Source organism: Helicobacter equorum (assembly GCF_900198655.1).
GTDB classification, from domain to species: Bacteria; Campylobacterota; Campylobacteria; order Campylobacterales; family Helicobacteraceae; genus Helicobacter_F; species Helicobacter_F equorum.
Genome location: NZ_FZPO01000032.1, coordinates 1 through 20600, shown reverse-complemented (window position 1 = coordinate 20600; position 20600 = coordinate 1). Strand labels below are relative to the sequence as shown.

Sequence of the window (20600 nt, the reverse complement as noted above, 5' to 3'; positions counted from 1 at the left end):
AAATGGATAAAGGCTTGCGGTTGGTATCCAGATTTTGTAACACGAATCTTTCACAAAGAATATACGTGCTTTAATAATAATGTCGTGCATGAAAGTATCATCGTGCCAAAAGACGCACGATTTATCAAGCTAGATTCTGGACTTACACATTACGCGTTTAGAGACATCACGCATTTGCTTGAAAAACTACAACGCTACTCTAGTCTATGGGCAGAGCAACACACACACAAAATCGCAAGTCCGCTTAAGGCTATCATTCGCGGAGGTTGGAGTTTTGTAAAAAACTATGTGCTACAAAAAGGGTTTTTGTATGGATACAGAGGCTTTATTATTTCCGTGTGCAATGCGCTTGGCGTGTTTTTTAAATATATGAAACTTTATGAAAATCAAATAACCCCACCGCATAGTGTTTCACTTATTATTACTACCTACAACCAAAAAGAACGCTTAGCTTTAGCGCTAGATTCCATAAAACATCTACACACATTGCCTACTGAAGTGCTTGTTGCCGATGATGGAAGCAAAGAGGATACAAAAGAATTAATAGAATCTTATATGAAAAATTTTCCTTGTACATTGAGACATATTTGGCAAGAAGATGATGGATTTCGTGTAAGTAAAATACGCAATAAAGCCATAAATGCTGCTATTTGTGAGTATATTGTTATCATAGATGGTGATATGATATTAGAATCTAATTTTATATCAGATCATCTAAAATATGCAAAATTAGGCTCACTTCTTCAAGGATCAAGAGTTGTTTTAACATCAAATAAAACACAAGAAATTTTAGATTCTATGGATTATAAGATTGCTTTTAAAAGTAGTGATTTCAAAGCTAGGCGTATAGATCTTTTTGCAAAATCTATATATATTGCCTCTAAATTAACTAAAAAAGTTTTTAATAAAAAAGAAATGATAAAAGGTGTTCGCTCATGCAATATGAGCTTTTATAAACGCGATTGTGAGGCGATCAATGGATTTAATCAAGATTTTATTGGGTGGGGACGCGAGGATAGTGAGTTTGTAGCACGATTTTTATTTAATGGTGGAGTTTTGAGGCGTTTAAAATTTGCTGGTATTGCATATCATCTCTATCATGAAGAAAACGCGCGTGATATGTTAGAATCTAATCATCAAATCTATCTTGCTACAATCCGCACAAAAGCAAAACACTGCCAAAATGGCTTAAAGGACCCACAATGAATCCCTTCTTTTATATCATCGTGCCAATCTATAATGTCCAAGCGTATTTACACCAATGCTTAGATTCTCTTGTCAATCAAACATACACACATTTTAAAGCAATTTTAATTAATGATGGTAGCACAGACTTAAGTGGGCAAATCGCACAAGAGTATTGTGATAAAGATTCACGCTTTGTGCTTATCACACAACAAAATGCAGGATTATCACTGGCAAGAAATGCCGGATTAGCATATGTCAAAAATGACTTGTTATCAATAAGGGGGGGGGGATAGTAGTTATATAGTTTTTGTAGATTCTGATGATTATATAGAGTGTGATGGGTTACAATATCTTACTGCAATTATTTCCACACATTCATCTCTTGATACAATTATTTGTAATAGAGCATATTTTGATGCAACACTGCGTGATGAAATCTTTTTCCCAACAAATGACGAAAACAAAACATTCAATTACACAGATATCTTGCAGCAATATCCACATATTCGCGTATATGCGGTTTGGCTTTTTATGTATAAATGTGATTTTTTATTTCATACAGCACATATGTTTGAGCCATACATCTATCACGAGGATGATTTGTTTGTTAGCTACCTCCTAACGCTTACACAGCATGCATATATTGCAGACATTCCGATATATCATTATCGTATGTCAAGGCAAGGTTCTATTATGAATACAAAAACAAAAATTAGATTTTGTGATGGAGTATATAGTTATTTTATAATAGCAAAACGATTTTATGAGCTTAGTAATGATGCACAATATGAAATACAGAGGGACTACCTATGGTATTGTGCTTCCGTTTTTCTCAGAGAAACACTAAGAGGATTACAAAAATATGGCTACACAAAAGAATTACGATTTAATAAATCCGACTTAATGACGCTTTACCCACTTATGGATAAAAAATGTAGATTCTACTACCACTTTCCTAGAATCTATGAGTTTCTAGGTGGAATCTATAGACATATGAAGAAATTGCGATTGTGGTTTATACGATATTTGGGTGCTAAAAAACAATCCTAACTGCACTTCTAAACTCCATAAGGATTTCTTTGCTACAATCCGCACAAAAGCAAAACACTGCCAAAATGGCTTAAAGGACACACAATGAATCCCTTCTTTTATATCATCGTGCCAATCTATAATGTCCAAGCGTATTTACACCAATGCCTAGATTCTCTTGTCAATCAAACATACACACATTTTAAAGCAATTTTAATTAATGATGGTAGCACAGACTTAAGTGGGCAAATCGCACAAGAGTATTGTGATAAAGATTCACGCTTTGTGCTTATCACACAACAAAATGCAGGACAATCTATAGCAAGAAATGCCGGATTAGCATATGTCAAAAATGACTTGTTATCAATAAGGGGGGGGGATAGTAGTTATATAGTTTTTGTAGATTCTGATGATTATATAGAGTGTGATGGGTTACAAACATGTGCTGATATTTGTAGACAACATAATGTCGAGCTCGTATCATTTAGTAAGATTATGATAGTAAATCCTAGTAGTAGAGAGCCAAAAGAATATAATTACCGAGTGTTTGCAAAAGAACTTGTGGGTGTATATACACCACTAGAAATTATTCGTGCTAAGACTCATATTCCTATAGCCACAACTTGGGCATTTGTTGCAAAAAGTAGTCTCATTTTTGATAATCATATAAGCTTTATTCCACATATTTTTTATGAAGACATAGCATTTTGCACCACCCTTACTATGAAATGTAAGCATATTTATATCAGTGATACACCATATTATAATTATGTCCTCTCGCCAGATTCTATCATACGTGGAAGTTTCACAAGGGCTAAGCGCATCAAGTCAGTCTATAGTTACTTTATAACACTTTGTTATTTTAGCACCTTGCATGATACAGAAGAAAATCCAGAATTTAAAGAGTTTTATAGGCAAAATTGTGCTTTCTATGCTAAAGACATGATGAAAAGCCTAGGATTTATTGGTTATACAAAAGATCTTGGATTTAGCAAACAAGACATTGCACCAATGCGCAAATATATGTCCTCTAAACACAAAAACTTTTGTTATCACTTTCCTAGAATCTATGGATTTCCAAAGAAATTGCGATTGTGGTTTATGCGATATTTGGGTGCTAAAAAACAATCCTAACTGCACTTCTAAACTCCATAAGGATTTCTTTGCTACAATCCGCACAAAGCTAAACGTCCTAAAGTGGTTTCTATATATTATGAATTCTTTATAAGATTGTATCCCTAAATGTCGTGTGGGATTTACATACTTTGAGAAACAATGTAATGAAACCTACACAAAGAGTAATGCATGCAAGGAGAACAAATGTATCCAAGTTTGGAAATGATAGAGCAAATTTCAAATACTGAATATGCATATGTGCCAGTTGCAAGAGAGATTTATGCGGATTTTATCACACCCATAGAAGCAGTGCGGATTCTCAAAAAACAATCCAAACATGTCTTTTTACTCGAAAGCGTAGAAGACAGGAAGCAATGGGGACGCTATAGCTTTATAGGGTTTGATCCCAAACTAGAGATTGTGTGCAATGCAGGTAAAACACACATCCGCAATTTATATGATCACTCTAGTGTAAGTTATGCAAACCACCAAGATGCCATTAGAGAGATTCTAAAAAACTATAAAAGCCCAAAAGTAGAGAATCTTCCTCCATTTACGGGAGGACTTGTGGGCTATTTTTCGTATGAATACATTGGCTATGTCGAGCCAAAACTCTCTCATTTGTTTGGCAAAAGTAATTGTAATGATGTGGATTTGATGCTTTTTGATACGATCATTGCTTTTGATAATTTGCAACAAAAGCTATTTCTCATCACTAATATCGCACTAGAGAATCTCACACATTCCTATGCCAAAGCCAAGGAATATCTCAAAGGCTTAGAAGTACTTTTGCGTAGAGGGATAAAAGCAGAGATTCAGCCATTTTGCTTACTTACTCCGCCACAAGCGAAATTTTCTCAAGAAGAGTTTTGCACTATGGTGCAAAAAGCAAAAGAATATATTTATGAAGGTGATATATTCCAAGTCGTGCTTTCAAATCCATTGCGTGCGCGTGCAAGTGGTAGCTTATTTGATGTGTATAGAGTTTTGCGCACAAGCAATCCCTCGCCATATATGTTTTATTTTGCAAGTGATGATATAGAAATAGCTGGAGCTTCGCCAGAAACGCTTGTGAGATTGCTAAACCAAGAGCTTTGCACATATCCATTAGCAGGAAGTCGTCCTAGAGGTAAAAATATAGATGAGGATATGGCATTGCAAGAAGAATTATTGCAAGATGAAAAAGAATTGAGTGAACATAATATGCTTGTGGATTTGGGTCGCAATGACATAGGCAGGGTTGCAAAGATAGGCAGTGTGGAAGTGCGATCGTATATGGATGTAGTCAAATATTCTCACATTATGCACATAAGCTCCATAGTAAGCGGAATTCTTGATGAACGCAAAGATGCCCTTGATGCAATATGTGCTGTTTTGCCAGCAGGAACATTATCGGGTGCGCCAAAGATTCGTGCATGTGAGATTATCTTTGAGTTAGAAGGAAGTCCTCGCGGAATCTATGGTGGAGCCATTGGGTATTTGGATTTTTCAGGCAATATGGATACATGTATCGCGATACGCCTCATATACAAAAAAGATGATGAGGTATGTATACGATCTGGAGCAGGAATTGTCATTGATAGCGATCCAAAAAGTGAATTTTTAGAAACGCTCAACAAAGCCAAAGCTATTATACAAGCAGCAAATAAAGCGCAAGGTGGTGTTTTATGATTATGCTTATTGATAATTACGATAGTTTCTCTTACAACCTCTATCAACTTTTGGGAAGTCTCTATGATAATGTGCGTGTGGTGCGAAACGATGAGTTAAGCGCAAATGCAATTAGAGATCTAAACCCTAAGCTCCTTGTTATTTCTCCCGGTCCTGGCAAGCCTCAAGATGCAGGTGTGTGCATTGAAGCAATCAAGCTTTGTGCGGGGATTATACCTATTTTTGGCGTGTGTTTGGGGCACCAAGCAATCACTCTAGCTTTTGGGGGTGAAGTGAGTTATGCCAAAAGTATTATGCATGGAAAATCTTCACTCGTCACTATTCACAAAGAAGACACTTTATTTAGAGGATTGCCCTCACAAATACGAGTGGCACGATACCATTCTTTAGCAAGCATGCGAGATTCACTCCCTACATGTTTGGAAGTATTGGCAAGTAGCGATGATGGCGAGATCATGGCATTAGCACACAAAACATATCCTATCTATGGTGTGCAGTTTCACCCAGAATCTGTCTTGACACCTCATGGAAAAAAAATACTTAGCAATCTTTTAGAATCTTGTTAAAGTAAAAAGTGAGGGTATTGATGACATATTTTTCAAGAATTGGTTTTATTTTAGCAGTGGCAGGAAGCGCTATAGGGTTAGGTGGTGTTTGGAAGTTTCCTTATATGGTGGGTGAAAGTGGTGGTGGCGCATTTGTCTTAGTGTTTATTGTAGCATTTTTGGTATTTGGTCTTAGTGTGTTTATCATAGAAATGATTTTAGGTAGAGCAAGTAGGCAAGATAGTTTTAGTACCTTTGAATCTCTAGCACCAAAAGGGAAAAAATACTACAAATATGGTGGCTTAATGGTATTTTCTGGTTTGGTTATTTTTTCTTTTTATGTCGTTGTGTTAGGGTGGCTTATGCATTATATGGTATTAAGTCTCATAGGCTTACCAACAACACTTGAATCTACAAAAAATCTTTGGGAGCATTTTACCAATGAACAAATAGGACTTCAGCTATGGTGGCATTTTGTGATTGTGGCATTGTGTGCGTATGTGTTGCAGCAAGGTGTCAAAAAAGGTATAGAGCGCTTAAACCTTATCCTTATGCCTTTGTTACTTATCATTTTTTTGGGACTTTTAGGGTATTCGATGTGTCAAAACTCTTTTTTGGCTTCTTGTAAATTTTTGTTTGCTCCAAATTTTAGCAAACTCACACCTCAAGTGATTGTCGATGCAATAGGACAGGCATTTTTTTCCCTATCTCTAGGGGTTGGGGTGATTTTGACATATTCAGGATCTATGCCAAAAGAGGGGAATTTTATAAAATCTGCACTCATTGTTGCACTTCTTAACTTTGTATTTTGTCTTGTGGCTGGTCTTGTAATTTTTACCTTTATCTTTGGATATGGTGCAACACCAGATGATGGTCCTGGACTTGTATTTATTTCGCTACCACTCATTTTTGCCAATATGGATGTAAGTGGTCAAATTATCGCTTTTTTGTTTTTTCTCGCCCTTATTTTTGCTGGTATTACTTCAGCTGTTTCTATGCTAGAACCACTCAATGCATGGCTTATTAATCGTTTTTGCTTTTCTCGCACCAAAGCAAATATTCTTACTATCAGCGTTACATATGGCTTGGGTGTAATATTGTTGCTTAGTAATGTAGCAAGCTATCATGAAACATTAAGCTTTTTTGGCAAGACGCTTTTTAAGTGGTTTGGGTATATCAGCGCATCATATATGCTACCATTGGCTGGCGTATTTTTGTGTGTTTTTGTAGGTTGGATACTTCCAAAATCACAAGTATATGCAATGTGTGAAGGATATCTACGCGCAACAGCCTTTGAAATATGGTATTTTGTGATAAGATTTATTGCACCTATAGGAATTTTAGCTGCTATGATACAATTAGCTATAAAGGATATGTAACTATTACGGATATAAAGCACACTGCGGATTTTAAAATCCGCAGTGTGCTACTAGATAAGTTTTGTGCTTTTAAGAATTGCTTGGAAGCTTTGCGTATCATTCATTGCCATATCAGCCAAAACCTTTCTATCAAGCTCGATATTAGCAAGTTTGAGTGCATACATAAATTTAGAATAACTTACACCATTACTTCTACAAGCTGCATTGATGCGAGTAATCCATAGACGCCTAAAATCTCGTTTTTTGCGCTTTCTATCACGGAAAGCATAATACATACTGCGCTCTAATTGTTCTTTTGCTTTTCTGAAATGTTTGCGACGACCACTATAAAAGCCTCGTGCTAATTTTAGAATCTTTTTATGTCGTCTTCTTCTAACGACACCTGTCTTTACTCTCATAGTACTCTCCTTTACCTTATTATTTTAGGTGTGAGCCTTTGGCTCTCCTTGCCCTGTCGCATACATATGCTTAGGGGAGCTACAGATTCTGTGTTATGCCATACAAAGTAGGTTTTTTACAGAATCAACATTGGTCTTATGCACATAGTGTGGTGCGTTGAGATTTGCCTTTCGTTTTGGGCTTTTTTTTGTCAAAATATGACTTTTAAAAGCACTACCACGCTTGATGGCATTTTTTTTGAGCTTAAAACGCTTGGCGGCACCACGATTTGTTTTCATCTTTGGCATTATATTCTCCTTTCATAAGATTAATTATTATTTTTTAGGGACATATAAAACATTGAGATAGCGTCCCTCAAGTTTCGGTTCTTTTTCTGCTACAGCAACCTCTTCAAGCATCGGTGCTATTTTATTGAGAGTTTCTTTACCTGCATCTGGGATACTTAACTCTCGTTGTTTCAAAAACACCTTAAAACGCACATGCTTACCAGATTCTAAAAATTGTATAGCGTGTTTTACCTTATAATTAATGTCATTTTGTGCAATCTGTGTAGAAAGCTTAATTTCTTTAATCTCAATTTGTTTTTGCTTCTTTTTGGCTTCTTTTTGGCGTTTTTCCTGATGATAGCGGAATTTACCATAATCCATAATCTTGCATACAGGAGGATTGGCATTGGGTGATATAAGCACAAGATCCAAATCCTCTCTTAGAGCTATTTCTAATGCTTCTCTTGAGCTCATCACACCATACACATGACCATCATCACCCACACAACGCACTTCTTTGAGGTTTATCTCCTCATTTAGTAATACTTCTTCTTTGCTCAAATACGAACCTCACTTATTTTGGTATATAGCATTGTGATAAATTCTTCCTCACTCAATGTGTATTGTTCTCGCGTAGTTCTGTCTCTAATGGCTAGGATTTTACTCTCCACTTCTTTTTCACCCAAAACCACAATCAAAGGTGTATGCTGTTTTTCAGCGATTCTAATCTTTTTGCCTAATGTTTCGTTTTTATCCAAAATTTCAGCATATGCTCCGCTTTGTTGAATAATTTTCTCACGTAAAGCCTGTGCATATGGTATTTGTGAATCTCCAATAGGTATGAGGCATACTTGCGTAGGTGCGACAAAAAGCGGAAATTCTCCGGCAAAATGCTCTGTCAAAATGGCAATAAATCGCTCAAAACTCCCTAAAATCGCTCTATGAATCATTACAGGCATTTGTGCACTGTTGTGCTCATCAGCATAGCTCAATTCAAAGCGACTTGGAAGATTCATATCGATTTGTATAGTGCCACATTGCCACTTGCGTTTGAGTGCATCGGTGATTTTAATATCAATTTTTGGTCCATAAAATGCCCCACCACCCTCATCAATGCGATACTTTATGTGATTTTGATCCAAAGATTGCTTGAGTGAATCTGTCGCACTCTCCCAAACCTCATCACTTCCGATAGATTTTTTAGGGCGCGTGGATAATTCCATTTCATAGCTAAAACCAAAAAGTTCCATAATATTTTTTGTAAAGGCAATAATATTATGCACCTCATCTTTTATCTGTGCCGGTGTGCAAAATATATGCGCATCATCTTGTGTAAATTCCCGCACACGCAAAAGCCCATGCAATACACCACTTTTTTCATGTCTATGCACGACACCATATTCATAAAGTCGCAATGGCAACTCACGATAGCTTCTTGGACTACTTTGATACACTTTGATATGCCCCACACAATTCATAGGTTTTATGCCATATTCTTGATCATCAATAAGTGTGAAATACATATTTTCTTTGTAATTTTCATAATGACCGCTTTTTTTCCACACATCACTTTTGAGAATCTCTGGACCACGCACAGGCTCATACTCACGCTCTATAAGGGCTTTGGTAAGTAGATTCTCGATATTACGACGCAAACGCGCCCCCTTTGGCAACCACAAAGGCAAACCAGCTCCTATTTCCTCATCAAAGCTAAAAAGACCCATTTCTTGACCTATTTTTCTATGGTCGCGTTTTTTTGCCTCTTGGATTTGGAAAAGATACTCTTTTAGGGCTTCTTTGGTGCTAAAGGCTATGCCATAAATTCTCGTAAGCATTTGAGCATTTTCATCTCCGCCCAAATATGCCCCTGCAATTTTTGTCAGTTTAAAATGCTCCAAAAATTTAGTGTTTGGAAGATGTGGTCCTCGACATAAATCTTCAAAATCTCCCTGTGTATAAAAACTAAAGTTATCTCCCTCTATTCTACTCATCACTGCAAGTTTTAAGTTATCATTGGCAAATTTTTGTTGTGCCAAAAGACGAGTAGTTGTATATTTTTCTATAGGGTAGGCTTTTTGGGCTATCTCCCTCATTTTAGATTCTATGGCCGGGAGATCTTCTTCGCCGATTTTATGCATAACCTTAAAATCGTAATAAAACCCCTCTTCCACCACAGGACCGACAAAAAATTGTGCTTCTGGATACATAGCTTTGATAGCTTGAGCCATAAGGTGAGCACAAGAATGGCGTATAATCTCTAGAGAATCTTCGCTATTATCAAAATAAATAGGATCACCGCCACTAAGTGCATTTTGCTCGATTGTGCAAAGATCATAAATGTGGTCATTGATTTTTTTACCTATTAGTGTTTTACTCATAAAGCCTATACCTTTAGGATTTCATCTTCTTTGTTTTTCAAGACTTCATCAATCTTTTTGATAAATTCATCGGTGAGTTTTTGGACATTATCTTGAGATTTTTTGCTCTCATCTTCTGTGATAGTTTTAGCTTTTTCAAGCTTTTTAAGATGATTGTTTGCGTCTTGTCGGATATTGCGTATTGCCACACGGCTTTTTTCCGCCATAGCCTTAGCTTCTTTGGCAATTTCTAAGCGTTGCTCCTTTGTCATCGGAGGGAAATGCAAACGGATTGCTTCTCCGTCGTTATTTGGCGTAGCACCTACATTAGCTTCTTGCAAAGCGCGCTCAATGTCTTTTAAGAGTGTTTTATCCCAAGGAGTTACAAGAATTGTAGAAGCATCTTGCACCATAATTGACGCCATTTGGCTAATGGGCGTTGGTGTGCCATAATAATCTGCCTTGATAGAATCTATCATAGCACTCGAAACTCTCCCACTGCGTAGCAAAGAAAAATCTTTCTTTAGCACTTGTAGGGATTTTTCCATATTCTCTTGTGTATGTTGTAAAATCTTAGCAATCTCTTCGTTCATTATATTCCCTTAAAAATCTTATTTTGTTTATGGTATGCTAGTTGGTGCACTAGGCGAAGTATTCTCAAAAGGATTATCTCCTTCTTGCACTTGCAGTGTAGAGGCTTTAGAATCTGATATATCTTGTGACTCATCAGTTGGTAGTGGTGCGAGATTGGATGTGCTTTTAGGAGAGATTCTATCAACGACACTTGTTTGACGATTGTACATATAACCAAGTGCGATTGTGTTGATGAGAAACAAAAATCCCAAAAACATTGTCGCTTTTGCCAAAAATCCTGCAGGACCCTTTGCCCCAAACATACTTTCATTGCTTCCGCTGTATGCGCCAAGTCCAATACTTGAACTTTTTTGTAATAAAACTACGATAGTAATAAGTAATGTCAAAACAATTTGAATCACGAGTAAAGTAGTTGCCATTATCTCTCCAAAATGTGCAAATAAAGCACGATTGTAGCAAAAAAAGCTTTAAATCTCATAAATTGTTACAACAAACATGCTCCCTCTTGGAGTCGTACTCCCGCAAGATAAGCATTAATAGGCATTTCTTTTTTGTTTGGTGGCTGCACACTCGCAATCTCTAAATAACCTTGCTTACACCCTATAAGTGCGCTATTTGCAAGGATTTTTATGATTTCTCCCTCTTTATAGAATCCTTGCGCCTCAAAGCCCAAAATATGTGTAAATTTCAAGCCAGATTCTACAAAAATACTAGGCCACCCATAATACGCAAGGTATTTATAATACACTTCTTGCGCATTCTTAAGTGTGATTAATCCATCTTGGCGTGTGATTTTGGTGCAATAACTAGAATCTGTATTATTTTGTTCCAATGGCACAAGAGATTGTGCGCACAAACGCTTTAATACCCCCCAAAGCACTTGTGCGCCTCTTTGGGCTAAGCGTGTGCTAAGAGTGTAGAGATTCTCTCCACAATTTTCTACATAGCCTATACCCAATACCGCACCACAATCTAACCCCAATTCCATTTGCATCACACTCACACCAAAAAATTTTGGTTGTGCAAGGATCATTTCTTGAATCGGACTCGCTCCGCGTAAATTTGGCAAAATAGATGCGTGAAGATTGAGGCATGGTGCTATATCCAAAAACGCCTGTGGCAAAATTTGTCCAAAGGCAACGACAAGTATCATATCAGGCTTTAGGGCTTTGATAGATTCTATAGTTTGCGTGTCTATGTATTGGGGTTGAAAAATAGGGATATTTGGGAACAATGAGCGCACAAATTCCTTGGTTTCAGGGGCTTTTAGCTCTTTTTTACGCCCAAAGATTCGATCAGGTTGAGTAAGCAAACCAACAACTTCAAGTGCAAAAGACTCTGTATCATTATCTGTATGCGAGAAATGCAAGAGAGATTCAAAAGCAATTTTGGCAAAGGCAGGTGTCCCAGCAAGTAAGATTCTCATAATTATCATATTCTCCTAATCATTTAGAATCCATTATACAAGACAAAGTAGGCAATGTCCCAAAAAGTGTGCCACTTATTTGTTTACCCTCTATCAAAAGTGTGCGAAGCACATCAAGCTTGTTGCCATTGGTAAGAAACATGGATTTTTGACGCTCTAGCAAAAAATGTGCAGCCATAAGCTTAGTCACAATACCACCGGTGGCAAATTTTGCATTTGGTGTGTGTGGCGCTTCTAATTCTTGAGGGTGTATGTGCGTAACGCGTGGGAGGATTTTGGCATGAGGATCTAGCGTGGGATTTTTGTCAAAATATCCATCAATATCACTTAAAATCACTAAGAGTTGTGCATCAAAATAATGCGCTACATACGCACTCAAGCGATCATTATCGCCGACAAATTCTGTAAGTGCTGTTGAATCATTTTCATTGATGATAGGCAGAATCTGATGTGTCAAAAGTGTATCGATACAATCTTTAGCGCATTTAGTTTGTGTGCGTGAATCAAAGTTATTTTTGGTAACCAAAATTTGTGCAACCTCTATACCATAGTGCTGAAATTTTGTGCGATATGTTTGCATAAGCAGTGGTTGCCCGATACTTGCAAGAGCTTGTTTATTTGATAAAAGAGATTTATCAATTTTTAATCGCGTATAGCCACTTGCCACCGCACCAGAGCTTACAAGCAAAATATCATAATGTGTGCGCAATTCGCCAATAAGCTTCGCGATAGCCTCAAGCTTATTTTCATCAATCATTTCGCCATTAGAAATGTTTGAACTTCCCACCTTTAGGACGATTCTTGGTTTCATCACTTAGCTCCATAGGTTTTGAGATAGTGCGCATAAACGCTTGCTATGCCAGATTCTAAATCGATTGTGGGGTGCCACCCTAATGTTTGTATCTTGCTTGAATCCATAAGCTTTTGGTATGTGCCATCAGGTTTAGAGGTATCAAATACAAGCTCCCCGTTAAACCCTACGATTTGTTGTATCATTTGCGCAAGATCAGCGATACTTATATCACTGCCATAGCCTATATTTATGTGTGTGTTGCGCACTTCATCTTGATTGCCACGCACATCTTTAAAATCTACATGTTCCATCACATACACGCACGCCTTTGCCATATCAATAGCGTGTAAAAATTCTCTGCGTGGCTTCCCGCTACCCCAAATTTGCACACTTTGAGCACTAATACCAAAGCGTTTCAAAAACGCGTCTAATTGCTCACCCGATAAATTGGTATCTTTTTGCACAGATTCTCTATCGCCTAACCAAAGGAGTTTAGCAAGATGAATCTTGCGCAAAAGTGCTGGGAGAACATGGGAAGTGTGGAGATCAAAATTATCATTATTCCCATACAAATTGGTAGGCATTACGCTTAAAAAATTGCACCCATACTGCAGGGCAAAACTCTCACACATTTTTAACCCCGCAATTTTTGCGATAGCATAAGGCTCATTGGTGTATTCTAATGCACTTGTAAGAAGGGAAGATTCTGTAATAGGTTGTGGAGCGTTTTTGGGATAAATACAAGAGCTTCCTAAAAAAAGTAGTTTTTTGGCATTGTGTTTGTATGCGTGAAATATGACATTGTTTTGTATAACGAGATTCTCATAAATAAAATCCGCCCTGTATTCATTGTTGGCAACTATACCCCCAACTTTGGCAGCAGCCAAAACAACATATTCTGGCTTGTGTATCTCAAAAAAATCCCCCACTGCCCTAAAATCACTCAAATCTAATTCTTGGTGTGTGCGTGTGATGAGATTGGTATAACCACGATCTTGCAAAACCTCCACAACACTAGAACCTACAAGCCCTCTATGCCCTGCGACAAAAATCTTAGAATCTTTTTGCATATACACCCTCTTGACACAATACATCATTGCAAAATGGGCGGTATTGTAGCCAAACTTTGAGTAAGGTTTGCTTATAGCTTTAGGGATTCTTAAAAGCATTTTTGGGAAATATTGGCTTAATTACTACGATAGGGGAATAGGGGCAAGAAGATCGGCTATATCCATACTTCGCTTTCAAAAATGCGCAATAATACGCGTGATGAAGCCGAACTTAAAGTCTATAAGGCTAACGCTTTTAGAGGCTAATACAATATGATCTATGGCTTGTTGGTGAGGGCGATCGCTACAAAGAAGAATTACTTGCGCATATAGAATCTAGCAGTATTTCTCGCTTTTACACATTTTTGCCACAATTGCACCTTGCCATTTATCTTTCCCAATATCTCTATAAATATTACTATATCAATATGTATAGCTTTACCAAAATGTATCACCTATGAAGTGGTCTATGTATCTTAAAATCGCATATTCTCACAATATTCACAAACACTAATGTAACCAATCACATTCAAAGCCCATAATCTGTAATCGCTGCAACATAATATATAGTCTATAAGGTTCTTTTTATTTTTGTATAATTATAATAACTATTCTTATTTTTTATACTTTAAGGAGTAGCACCATGAATCATTACACAAAAATTTCATGTATTCTAGCGATGTGTCTTACAACGCTGTATGCCCAAGGAGATGATCAGAGGGTCAATATTCAGTCTGTTATTACCACTGCATCAGGAAAGGAAAAAAATCAGATTGCTGCACCGGCGTCTGTAAGCGTGGTAGGTAAAGAAGAATTAGAGAAAAAGCCTTATCGCGATCTTGGAGAAGCGATAAAAGAAGTGCCAGGTGTTAGCCTTGATGAAACAAGCAATAAATTGGGAGCAAGTGCTATTTCTATTCGTGGTATGCCTGCAGGATATACATTATTTTTGGTAGATGGTTTGCGTCAAAATCCAAGTGGTGATGTCGCGACTGCAAATCTTGGTGTTGGTGTGTATAATACTTTCATGCCGCCATTATCAGCTATCGAAAAAATCGAAGTCATCAGAGGTCCTATGAGCACACTTTGGGGAAGTGATGCCATAGGTGGCGTGGTAAATGTCATCACAAAACCAGTCACAAAGACATGGACGGGTAGTTTCCAAACGCAAGTGATTATCCCAGAATCTAGTAAATTTGGCAACACATACCAAAATTCTCTCTATCTCACGGGTCCATTAACAGACAAATTAGGACTTACATTGCGTATGCGACAAATCGATAGAGAAGCAAGCCAAAGCCCTACAAACGATAGAGGTCAGGTTGTCAATAGTTTTTTTGGCACAAAATATCAGCTTTATAATATAGGATCTAGACTTAACTTTATGCCAAACAAAAATAATCTCTATTACGCAGATATAGACTATACATATTCAAAATACGATAATAGAAACAATGAAGTAGGCACAGTCGGTGTAAGCGCTGAAGGAAGAGGCGGTTATGAAAAGTGGGTAGGTGTCAATAAACTTATCGCTTCTGCTGCACATCAGGGGACATATGATTTTGGGACTTGGAAAAATTCTATCCAATTTTTACGCACAGAAAACACAGGAAGGCTTGTCGCTGGCAAGAAGGATTCTCCAAATCTTGGCAAAAATCGTGGCATTGCAAGTAATGATATAATCGTAGATTCTAGAGCACTTTTTTATCTAGGGGATCGCAATAATCTCAATATCGGTGCAGAATATAGACATGAGCATTATCACGATCTAGCTGCCACTCCAGCTGACCACAATCGCAACACTTTTGCCTTATTTGCTGAAGATGAGTGGAATATCCTTGATCCACTAACCTTCACCCTTGGAGCAAGATATAACTATAATGACAAGTTTGGATCAAATGTTAGCCCGAGAGCTTATCTTGTGTATATGCTTACCAACAATTGGTCGCTAAAAGGTGGGGTTTCTACAGGATACAAAGCCCCATACGCAAACCAACTTATCGATGCTGTGTATGGCTATGGATCACAGGGCACATTAGCGTTTTTGGGTAATCCAAACCTAAAGGCAGAAAGCTCCATAAACTATGAAATAGGCACGGTATTTGATAATCAATATCTTGATTTCTCGCTTACATTATTCCGATCAAACTTCAAAAACAAGATAGATTCTAGAAGTGTAGATAAAACTTCTAACCAAACCTGTAACGCTTATGGTGGAAGTTCTAACAATTGCAATATAGCCTATAATGCCGATAGTGCCTACTCACAAGGGATTGAAGCAAGCTTTGGGATTAAGCCAATCTATGGTGTGGGCTTTGATGTAAGCTACACTTTCATACAAACCAAAATCACCTCTGGTCAGAAAAAAGGAAATCCTTTATCTACCACACCAAAACATAATCTCTTTAGCAAAATTTCTTATCAATATAAACGTTTTAACACCTATTTACAAGGACAATACAAAGCAGGTATAGTCAATACAAGTGCCTTAGGAAATAGCACAAATGCACAGCTCATACGCGATAAGTTTGATGGGATTTATTATAAGCCTTCGTTTGTGTTAAATTTGGGAGTTGGATACAAACTAACCGACAACCTACGCCTAAATGCTGGTGTGTATAACCTCCTTGATACAAACTTCGCAGACTTTAGATATATCACAGGCACCACAAATATCAATTATTATGGTCCCGTAATCCAAGAAGGACGCAGGTATTGGGCGACACTCTCGTATGATTTCTAAATAAGCCTTTAAGATTCTATATTCTATAGAATCTTAAGTTCTTGTATGTGCAAACGCATTACAAAATTCCCTTATATATTCTTTTGGGATACATAAAACTCCTTTTTTAAGCAACAAAAAGTTAGAATTAACACTTTATGCGGTGAATGCAAAAAGGTGCGAAATGATTACAAGACAAAATTTAGAATCGCTTTTAGATTCTCTAGGATTTATACAAAATGACAAGGTTTATACAAAAACCATAGGCGATATAACCATAGGGGTAGATTGTGCCAAACAAGAAATCATCTACCCAGAGCAAATCACAATCCACGACAAAACCACCTCAAACTTTTCTCACCCAGAAAATTTCGTCGTTTTTGAATGTGTGCATAGGCTATTACAAAAGGGTTATAAGCCAGAACACTTAGAGCTAGAGCCAAGGTGGAATCTAGGGCGAGAGGCAAAAGGTGGCAAAGCAGATATTTTGGTGCGAGATCATCAAGGCAATCCTTATTTACTCATCGAGTGCAAAACCACAGATTCTAAAAATAGCGAGTTTGCCAAAGAATGGGCAAAAATGCTAGAAAATGGCGGACAACTTTTTTCATATTTTCAACAAGAAAGAGGCGTGAAATATCTATGTCTCTACACAAGCGACTTTATAGATGATACTCTCAAATATCAAAACTACATCATACAAGCCTTTGATAACCAAGAATACCTAAACGAAAAAGAATTGGAAAAATCCTATACAAAAGCAACCAACAATCTTGAACTTTTTTCTGTATGGAAAGAAAGCTATGAATTTCACCACGAAAAGCAAGGTATTTTTGAAAACAATATCAACGCTTATAAGATTCTACAAACAACTCCAACCTTTGAAAACCTCAAAGAGCTCAAAGAAGAGGGCAAATACCACGAATTTGCTAAAATCTTACGCAAACACAATATTTCAGGCAAAGAAAATGCCTTTGATAAGCTAGTCAATATTTTTCTTTGCAAAATTTATGATGAGAGTTTTTATAAAGACAATCTAAAATTTGGTTATCGTGGCGTAATGGCAGATACTTATGCAAGTATGCAAGATAGGTTAATGTGGCTTTACAAAGAAGCGATGAGAGAATTTTTGGGTGAAAAAATCACTTTTGTATCTAACGAAGATATAGAAAAAGACTTCAAAAAACTCAAAGTCAAAGCCCTCAAAGCAACGATGCAAAACTACATCAAAGAACTAAAATTCTACTCTAACAACGACTTTGCATTCCTTGAAGTGCATAACAAAGAATTATTTTTAAAAAATGCCCTTGTTTTAAAAGAAATCGTTGAGCTTTTTGCACCCTACAAACTCACACAAAACTCTACCAATCAATTTTTAGGCAATCTCTTTGAATTGTTTTTACAAAAGGGTATGAAGCAAGATGAGGGGCAGTTTTTCACACCTATGCAAATTTGCGAATTTATCGTGTATTCTCTCCCCTTAGATTCTATGCTAAGCACAAAACCTCTAAAAGTCATTGACTATGCGTGTGGTGCAGGACATTTTCTAAACACTTATGCCAACGAACTCAAACGCTACATCAATACACAAGATTTAAAAGAGCATTACAAAAATATCTATGGCATTGAAAAAGAATATCGCTTAAGCAAAGTCGCAAAAGTCTCAAGTGCTATGTATGGACAAAATGAAATCAATATCTTATACGCCGATGCCCTCTCAAGCTTTGAGTTAGCCAACACAAGAGTTTTGGAAGGCCAAAAGCCAAAACCACAGATTCAATCACACAGCTTTGATGTACTCATCGCCAATCCACCCTATTCTGTCAAAGGCTTCCTAGAAACGCTAAGCCCAAAATCCAGAAAAACCTATGAACTTTTTAATACCGACATCAATATAGAATCTAACAATTCCATTGAATGCTTTTTTATCGAGAGAGCCAAACAGATTCTAAAAGACAATGCAAAAGCCGCTATCATTTTGCCAAGCTCCATTTTAAACAAAGATTCTATCTACAAATCCACACGAGAAATACTTTTCCAAAACTTTGATTTTATCGCTATTGCAGAGCTTGGAAGCCAAACCTTTGGTGCAACAGGCACAAACACTATTATTTTATTTTTACGCAAAAAAGAAACTTTTAGACAAGAAGAAAGCGTTGTCTCCCAAGACTACAGCCTTATAAAAGAACGCTTAGAATCAGAAAATCTACAAGACAATGATGATTTTTATCAAAATTATCTAAGTGCATATTGTGATTTTAGAGAGTTTAACAAAGAGCATTTTTTAAGCTTTTTGGAGGGAAATCTTAATGATGAGATTCTAAAGCTTGATGCTTTCAAAGAATATCTCAATGCGTTTAAACAAACAAGTGAATACAAAAAACTTACCGAATCTAAAGCCTATAGAGATTCTAAAGATGAAGACAAAATCTCCCTAGAACGCACACATTTTATAGCCTACGCCCAAAAGATTGAAAAAGACAAATTGCTTTATTTCTCTCTAAGTCTCAATCAAGAAGTGCTTATCATCAAAGCCCCAAGCGATATAAAAGAACAAAAGCGATTCTTAGGCTATGAATGGAGTAATCGCAAAGGTGATGAGGGCTTAAAAGAATTATCAAACCCTTATGAAAGCCCACTTTTTGAACGCGACAATCCACACAATGATTTTAAACTAAACACCTTGATACGCAAATCTTTTGACAATACGCTTGATTCTATCCCACAAGAATTGCAAACCTACGCCACACAGGCAAGACTAATTGATATGATAGATTTTGAAAAAGTGGAGTTTAATAAAGCGATTAGTCTTAATCCGCATTCTAACGATTCTCATAGTGTGCAATCCAACCCTTTTGCAAATTCTAAATATGAGTTGGTGAAATTGGAATCTATTTGCAAAATGTATCAACCAAAAACTATCACAGCAAAAGAAATTTTAGAAAAGGGAGATTATAAAGTTTATGGTGCAAATGGAGTTATAGGGTTTTACAATCAATACAATCATAAAGATTCTGAAGTAGCGATGACTTGCAGAGGTGCAACTTGTGGAGCGATAAATTATACAGAGCCAAATTCTTGGATTACGGGTAATGCAATGATAATAACCCCACTAGAAAAGAACTTAATTTCAAAAAAATTTTTAGTTTATATTCTACCTTTATCAAACATAAAGAGCGTTATTACAGGTTCGGCACAACCACAAATCACAAGAAATAATTTGGCTACTTTAAAGATCCCGCTTCCGCCGCTTGAGATTCAAACTCAAATCGTTGCAGAATGTGAAAGCCTAGAATCACAATACAACACAATAGAGCAAAGTATCAAGGCATACCAAGAACTCATTAAAGCAATTCTTTGGCATTGTGGGATTACTACAGAATCTACAAAAGATTTTGATTCTATCCTAATGTCTTTAGCAGAGTTAGAATCCAAACTTGACTTTGAGCTTTTAGGAAAGACAAAACAAGATTCTAAAGCATTTTTGCAGAATCTAACAAATACCCTAAACACCCTCCAAACTCCACCAAAAGAAGGCTGGGAGAGGGTAAGGCTAGGACAAGTGTGCGAGATTCTCATAGGGGGAACACCTGCTAGAAATAATTCTGCGTATTTTCAAGGTGATAACTTATGGGTTTCAATAGCCGAAATGAACGGACAAGTCATTACCGATACAAAAGAAAAAATAAGTGATGAAGCTATTAAAAAATCAAATGTAAAACTTATCCCTAAAGACACGACGCTTTTAAGCTTTAAATTAAGCATAGGCAAGACTGCCATTGCTGGAAAAGATTTATACACAAACGAAGCGATAGCTGGACTTATACCAAATGATAAAAACAAACTTTTAGATATGTTTTTGTTTTATATATTTAAGTGGCAGACGATTGATTTAGACTTAAAGGGAAACAATGCTTTTGGCAAAAGTTTAAATTCTAGTATTTTAAAAGAAGAGGTCAAAATCCCACTTCCACCGCTTGAGATTCAAAAACAAATCACACAAAGCATTGAGACAATCCAATCTCAAATTTCTTTTTTAGATTCTACACTTCCGCTTTTACAATCT

Annotated in this window: 18 protein-coding genes; 9 read left to right on the top strand and 9 right to left on the bottom strand. The window is 36.8% G+C overall.

From position 1 onward, the window contains the following. The 7 genes from C6H22_RS05960 to C6H22_RS05930 form a co-directional block, all read left to right on the top strand. Positions 1–1206 (top strand): glycosyltransferase (locus C6H22_RS05960; protein ID WP_104694418.1); only part of this gene is annotated, 1206 nt, incomplete at its 5' end. Then, positions 1203–1481, top strand: coding sequence for a glycosyltransferase (locus C6H22_RS08895; RefSeq protein ID WP_104694417.1), 279 nt, complete (start codon positions 1203–1205; stop codon positions 1479–1481). The genes C6H22_RS05960 and C6H22_RS08895, both read left to right, overlap by 4 nt. 400 nt (positions 1482–1881) lie before the next feature. Further along, positions 1882–2238 carry a hypothetical protein gene (locus C6H22_RS08890; RefSeq protein WP_104694416.1) on the top strand — a complete coding sequence of 119 codons (357 nt, stop codon included), beginning with the start codon at positions 1882–1884 and terminating at the stop codon, positions 2236–2238. An 84-nt stretch (positions 2239–2322) separates the two neighbouring features. Beyond that, positions 2323–3351, top strand: coding sequence for a glycosyltransferase (locus C6H22_RS05945; RefSeq protein ID WP_104694415.1), 1029 nt, complete (start codon positions 2323–2325; stop codon positions 3349–3351). 186 nt (positions 3352–3537) lie between these two features. Beyond that, positions 3538–5004 carry an anthranilate synthase component I family protein gene (locus tag C6H22_RS05940; RefSeq protein ID WP_104694414.1) on the top strand — a complete coding sequence of 489 codons (1467 nt, stop codon included), beginning with the start codon at positions 3538–3540 and terminating at the stop codon, positions 5002–5004. Then, positions 5001–5570 carry an anthranilate synthase component II gene (locus tag C6H22_RS05935; RefSeq protein ID WP_104694413.1) on the top strand — a complete coding sequence of 190 codons (570 nt, stop codon included), beginning with the start codon at positions 5001–5003 and terminating at the stop codon, positions 5568–5570. The genes C6H22_RS05940 and C6H22_RS05935 overlap by 4 nt, the downstream gene beginning before the upstream one ends. Positions 5571–5590: 20 nt before the next feature. After that, on the top strand, positions 5591–6928 hold the full coding sequence (locus C6H22_RS05930) for a sodium-dependent transporter (RefSeq protein WP_104694412.1): 1338 nt from the start codon (positions 5591–5593) through the stop codon (positions 6926–6928). Positions 6929–6978: 50 nt separating this feature from the next. On the opposite strand, the gene rplT is transcribed toward C6H22_RS05930, so the two are convergent. The 9 genes from rplT to C6H22_RS05885 form a co-directional block, all read right to left on the bottom strand. Then, positions 6979–7326, bottom strand: coding sequence for a 50S ribosomal protein L20 (rplT, locus tag C6H22_RS05925; RefSeq protein ID WP_104694411.1), 348 nt, complete (start codon positions 7324–7326; stop codon positions 6979–6981). A 93-nt stretch (positions 7327–7419) separates the two neighbouring features. Continuing rightward, the gene (rpmI, locus tag C6H22_RS05920) at positions 7420–7614 is read right to left on the bottom strand and encodes a 50S ribosomal protein L35 (protein ID WP_095627666.1); all 195 of its coding nucleotides are present in this window, start codon (positions 7612–7614) and stop codon (positions 7420–7422) included. A 27-nt stretch (positions 7615–7641) separates the two neighbouring features. Further along, positions 7642–8154, bottom strand: a complete 513-nt coding sequence (gene infC / locus C6H22_RS05915) for a translation initiation factor IF-3 (RefSeq protein ID WP_104694410.1) — start codon at positions 8152–8154, stop codon at positions 7642–7644. Then, entirely contained in the window at positions 8151–9971 is a 1821-nt protein-coding gene (thrS, locus tag C6H22_RS05910) for a threonine--tRNA ligase (protein ID WP_104694409.1), read from the bottom strand. Before thrS ends, infC begins: the two co-directional genes overlap by 4 nt. Positions 9972–9976: 5 nt before the next feature. Continuing rightward, entirely contained in the window at positions 9977–10543 is a 567-nt protein-coding gene (gene frr, locus C6H22_RS05905; protein WP_104694408.1) for a ribosome recycling factor, read from the bottom strand. A gap of 27 nt (positions 10544–10570) precedes the next feature. Beyond that, positions 10571–10963, bottom strand: a complete 393-nt coding sequence (gene secG / locus C6H22_RS09180) for a preprotein translocase subunit SecG (RefSeq protein WP_104694407.1) — start codon at positions 10961–10963, stop codon at positions 10571–10573. A 65-nt stretch (positions 10964–11028) separates the two neighbouring features. After that, positions 11029–11970 carry a methionyl-tRNA formyltransferase gene (locus C6H22_RS05895; RefSeq protein ID WP_158654644.1) on the bottom strand — a complete coding sequence of 314 codons (942 nt, stop codon included), beginning with the start codon at positions 11968–11970 and terminating at the stop codon, positions 11029–11031. 19 nt (positions 11971–11989) lie between these two features. Next, a complete protein-coding gene (gene proB / locus C6H22_RS05890) occupies positions 11990–12784 on the bottom strand; it encodes a glutamate 5-kinase (RefSeq protein ID WP_104694405.1) in 795 nt (264 codons plus the stop codon). Then, positions 12781–13833 (bottom strand): GDP-L-fucose synthase family protein, encoded by a 1053-nt coding sequence (locus tag C6H22_RS05885; protein WP_104694404.1) that lies wholly within the window; start codon positions 13831–13833, stop codon positions 12781–12783. The genes proB and C6H22_RS05885 overlap by 4 nt, the downstream gene beginning before the upstream one ends. Positions 13834–14455: 622 nt before the next feature. Here C6H22_RS05885 and C6H22_RS05880 point away from each other — a divergent pair. After that, the gene (locus tag C6H22_RS05880) at positions 14456–16555 is read left to right on the top strand and encodes a TonB-dependent receptor domain-containing protein (RefSeq protein WP_104694403.1); all 2100 of its coding nucleotides are present in this window, start codon (positions 14456–14458) and stop codon (positions 16553–16555) included. A 163-nt stretch (positions 16556–16718) separates the two neighbouring features. Then, positions 16719–20600 (top strand): restriction endonuclease subunit S (locus C6H22_RS05875; RefSeq protein WP_104694402.1); only part of this gene is annotated, 3882 nt, incomplete at its 3' end.

Excerpts from the sequence above, each read along its gene's own strand:
- C6H22_RS05895 (WP_158654644.1), bottom strand. The coding sequence starts at position 11,970 with ATGAGAATCTTACTTGCTGGGACACCTGCCTTTGCCAAAATTGCTTTT.
- C6H22_RS08890 (WP_104694416.1), top strand. The coding sequence starts at position 1,882 with ATGAATACAAAAACAAAAATTAGATTTTGTGATGGAGTATATAGTTAT.
- C6H22_RS05935 (WP_104694413.1), top strand. The coding sequence starts at position 5,001 with ATGATTATGCTTATTGATAATTACGATAGTTTCTCTTACAACCTCTAT.
- thrS (WP_104694409.1), bottom strand. The coding sequence starts at position 9,971 with ATGAGTAAAACACTAATAGGTAAAAAAATCAATGACCACATTTATGAT.
- C6H22_RS05940 (WP_104694414.1), top strand. The coding sequence starts at position 3,538 with ATGTATCCAAGTTTGGAAATGATAGAGCAAATTTCAAATACTGAATAT.
- C6H22_RS05930 (WP_104694412.1), top strand. The coding sequence starts at position 5,591 with ATGACATATTTTTCAAGAATTGGTTTTATTTTAGCAGTGGCAGGAAGC.
- rpmI (WP_095627666.1), bottom strand. The coding sequence starts at position 7,614 with ATGCCAAAGATGAAAACAAATCGTGGTGCCGCCAAGCGTTTTAAGCTC.
- frr (WP_104694408.1), bottom strand. The coding sequence starts at position 10,543 with ATGAACGAAGAGATTGCTAAGATTTTACAACATACACAAGAGAATATG.
- C6H22_RS08895 (WP_104694417.1), top strand. The coding sequence starts at position 1,203 with ATGAATCCCTTCTTTTATATCATCGTGCCAATCTATAATGTCCAAGCG.
- C6H22_RS05945 (WP_104694415.1), top strand. The coding sequence starts at position 2,323 with ATGAATCCCTTCTTTTATATCATCGTGCCAATCTATAATGTCCAAGCG.
- rplT (WP_104694411.1), bottom strand. The coding sequence starts at position 7,326 with ATGAGAGTAAAGACAGGTGTCGTTAGAAGAAGACGACATAAAAAGATT.
- C6H22_RS05880 (WP_104694403.1), top strand. The coding sequence starts at position 14,456 with ATGAATCATTACACAAAAATTTCATGTATTCTAGCGATGTGTCTTACA.
- secG (WP_104694407.1), bottom strand. The coding sequence starts at position 10,963 with ATGGCAACTACTTTACTCGTGATTCAAATTGTTTTGACATTACTTATT.
- C6H22_RS05885 (WP_104694404.1), bottom strand. The coding sequence starts at position 13,833 with ATGCAAAAAGATTCTAAGATTTTTGTCGCAGGGCATAGAGGGCTTGTA.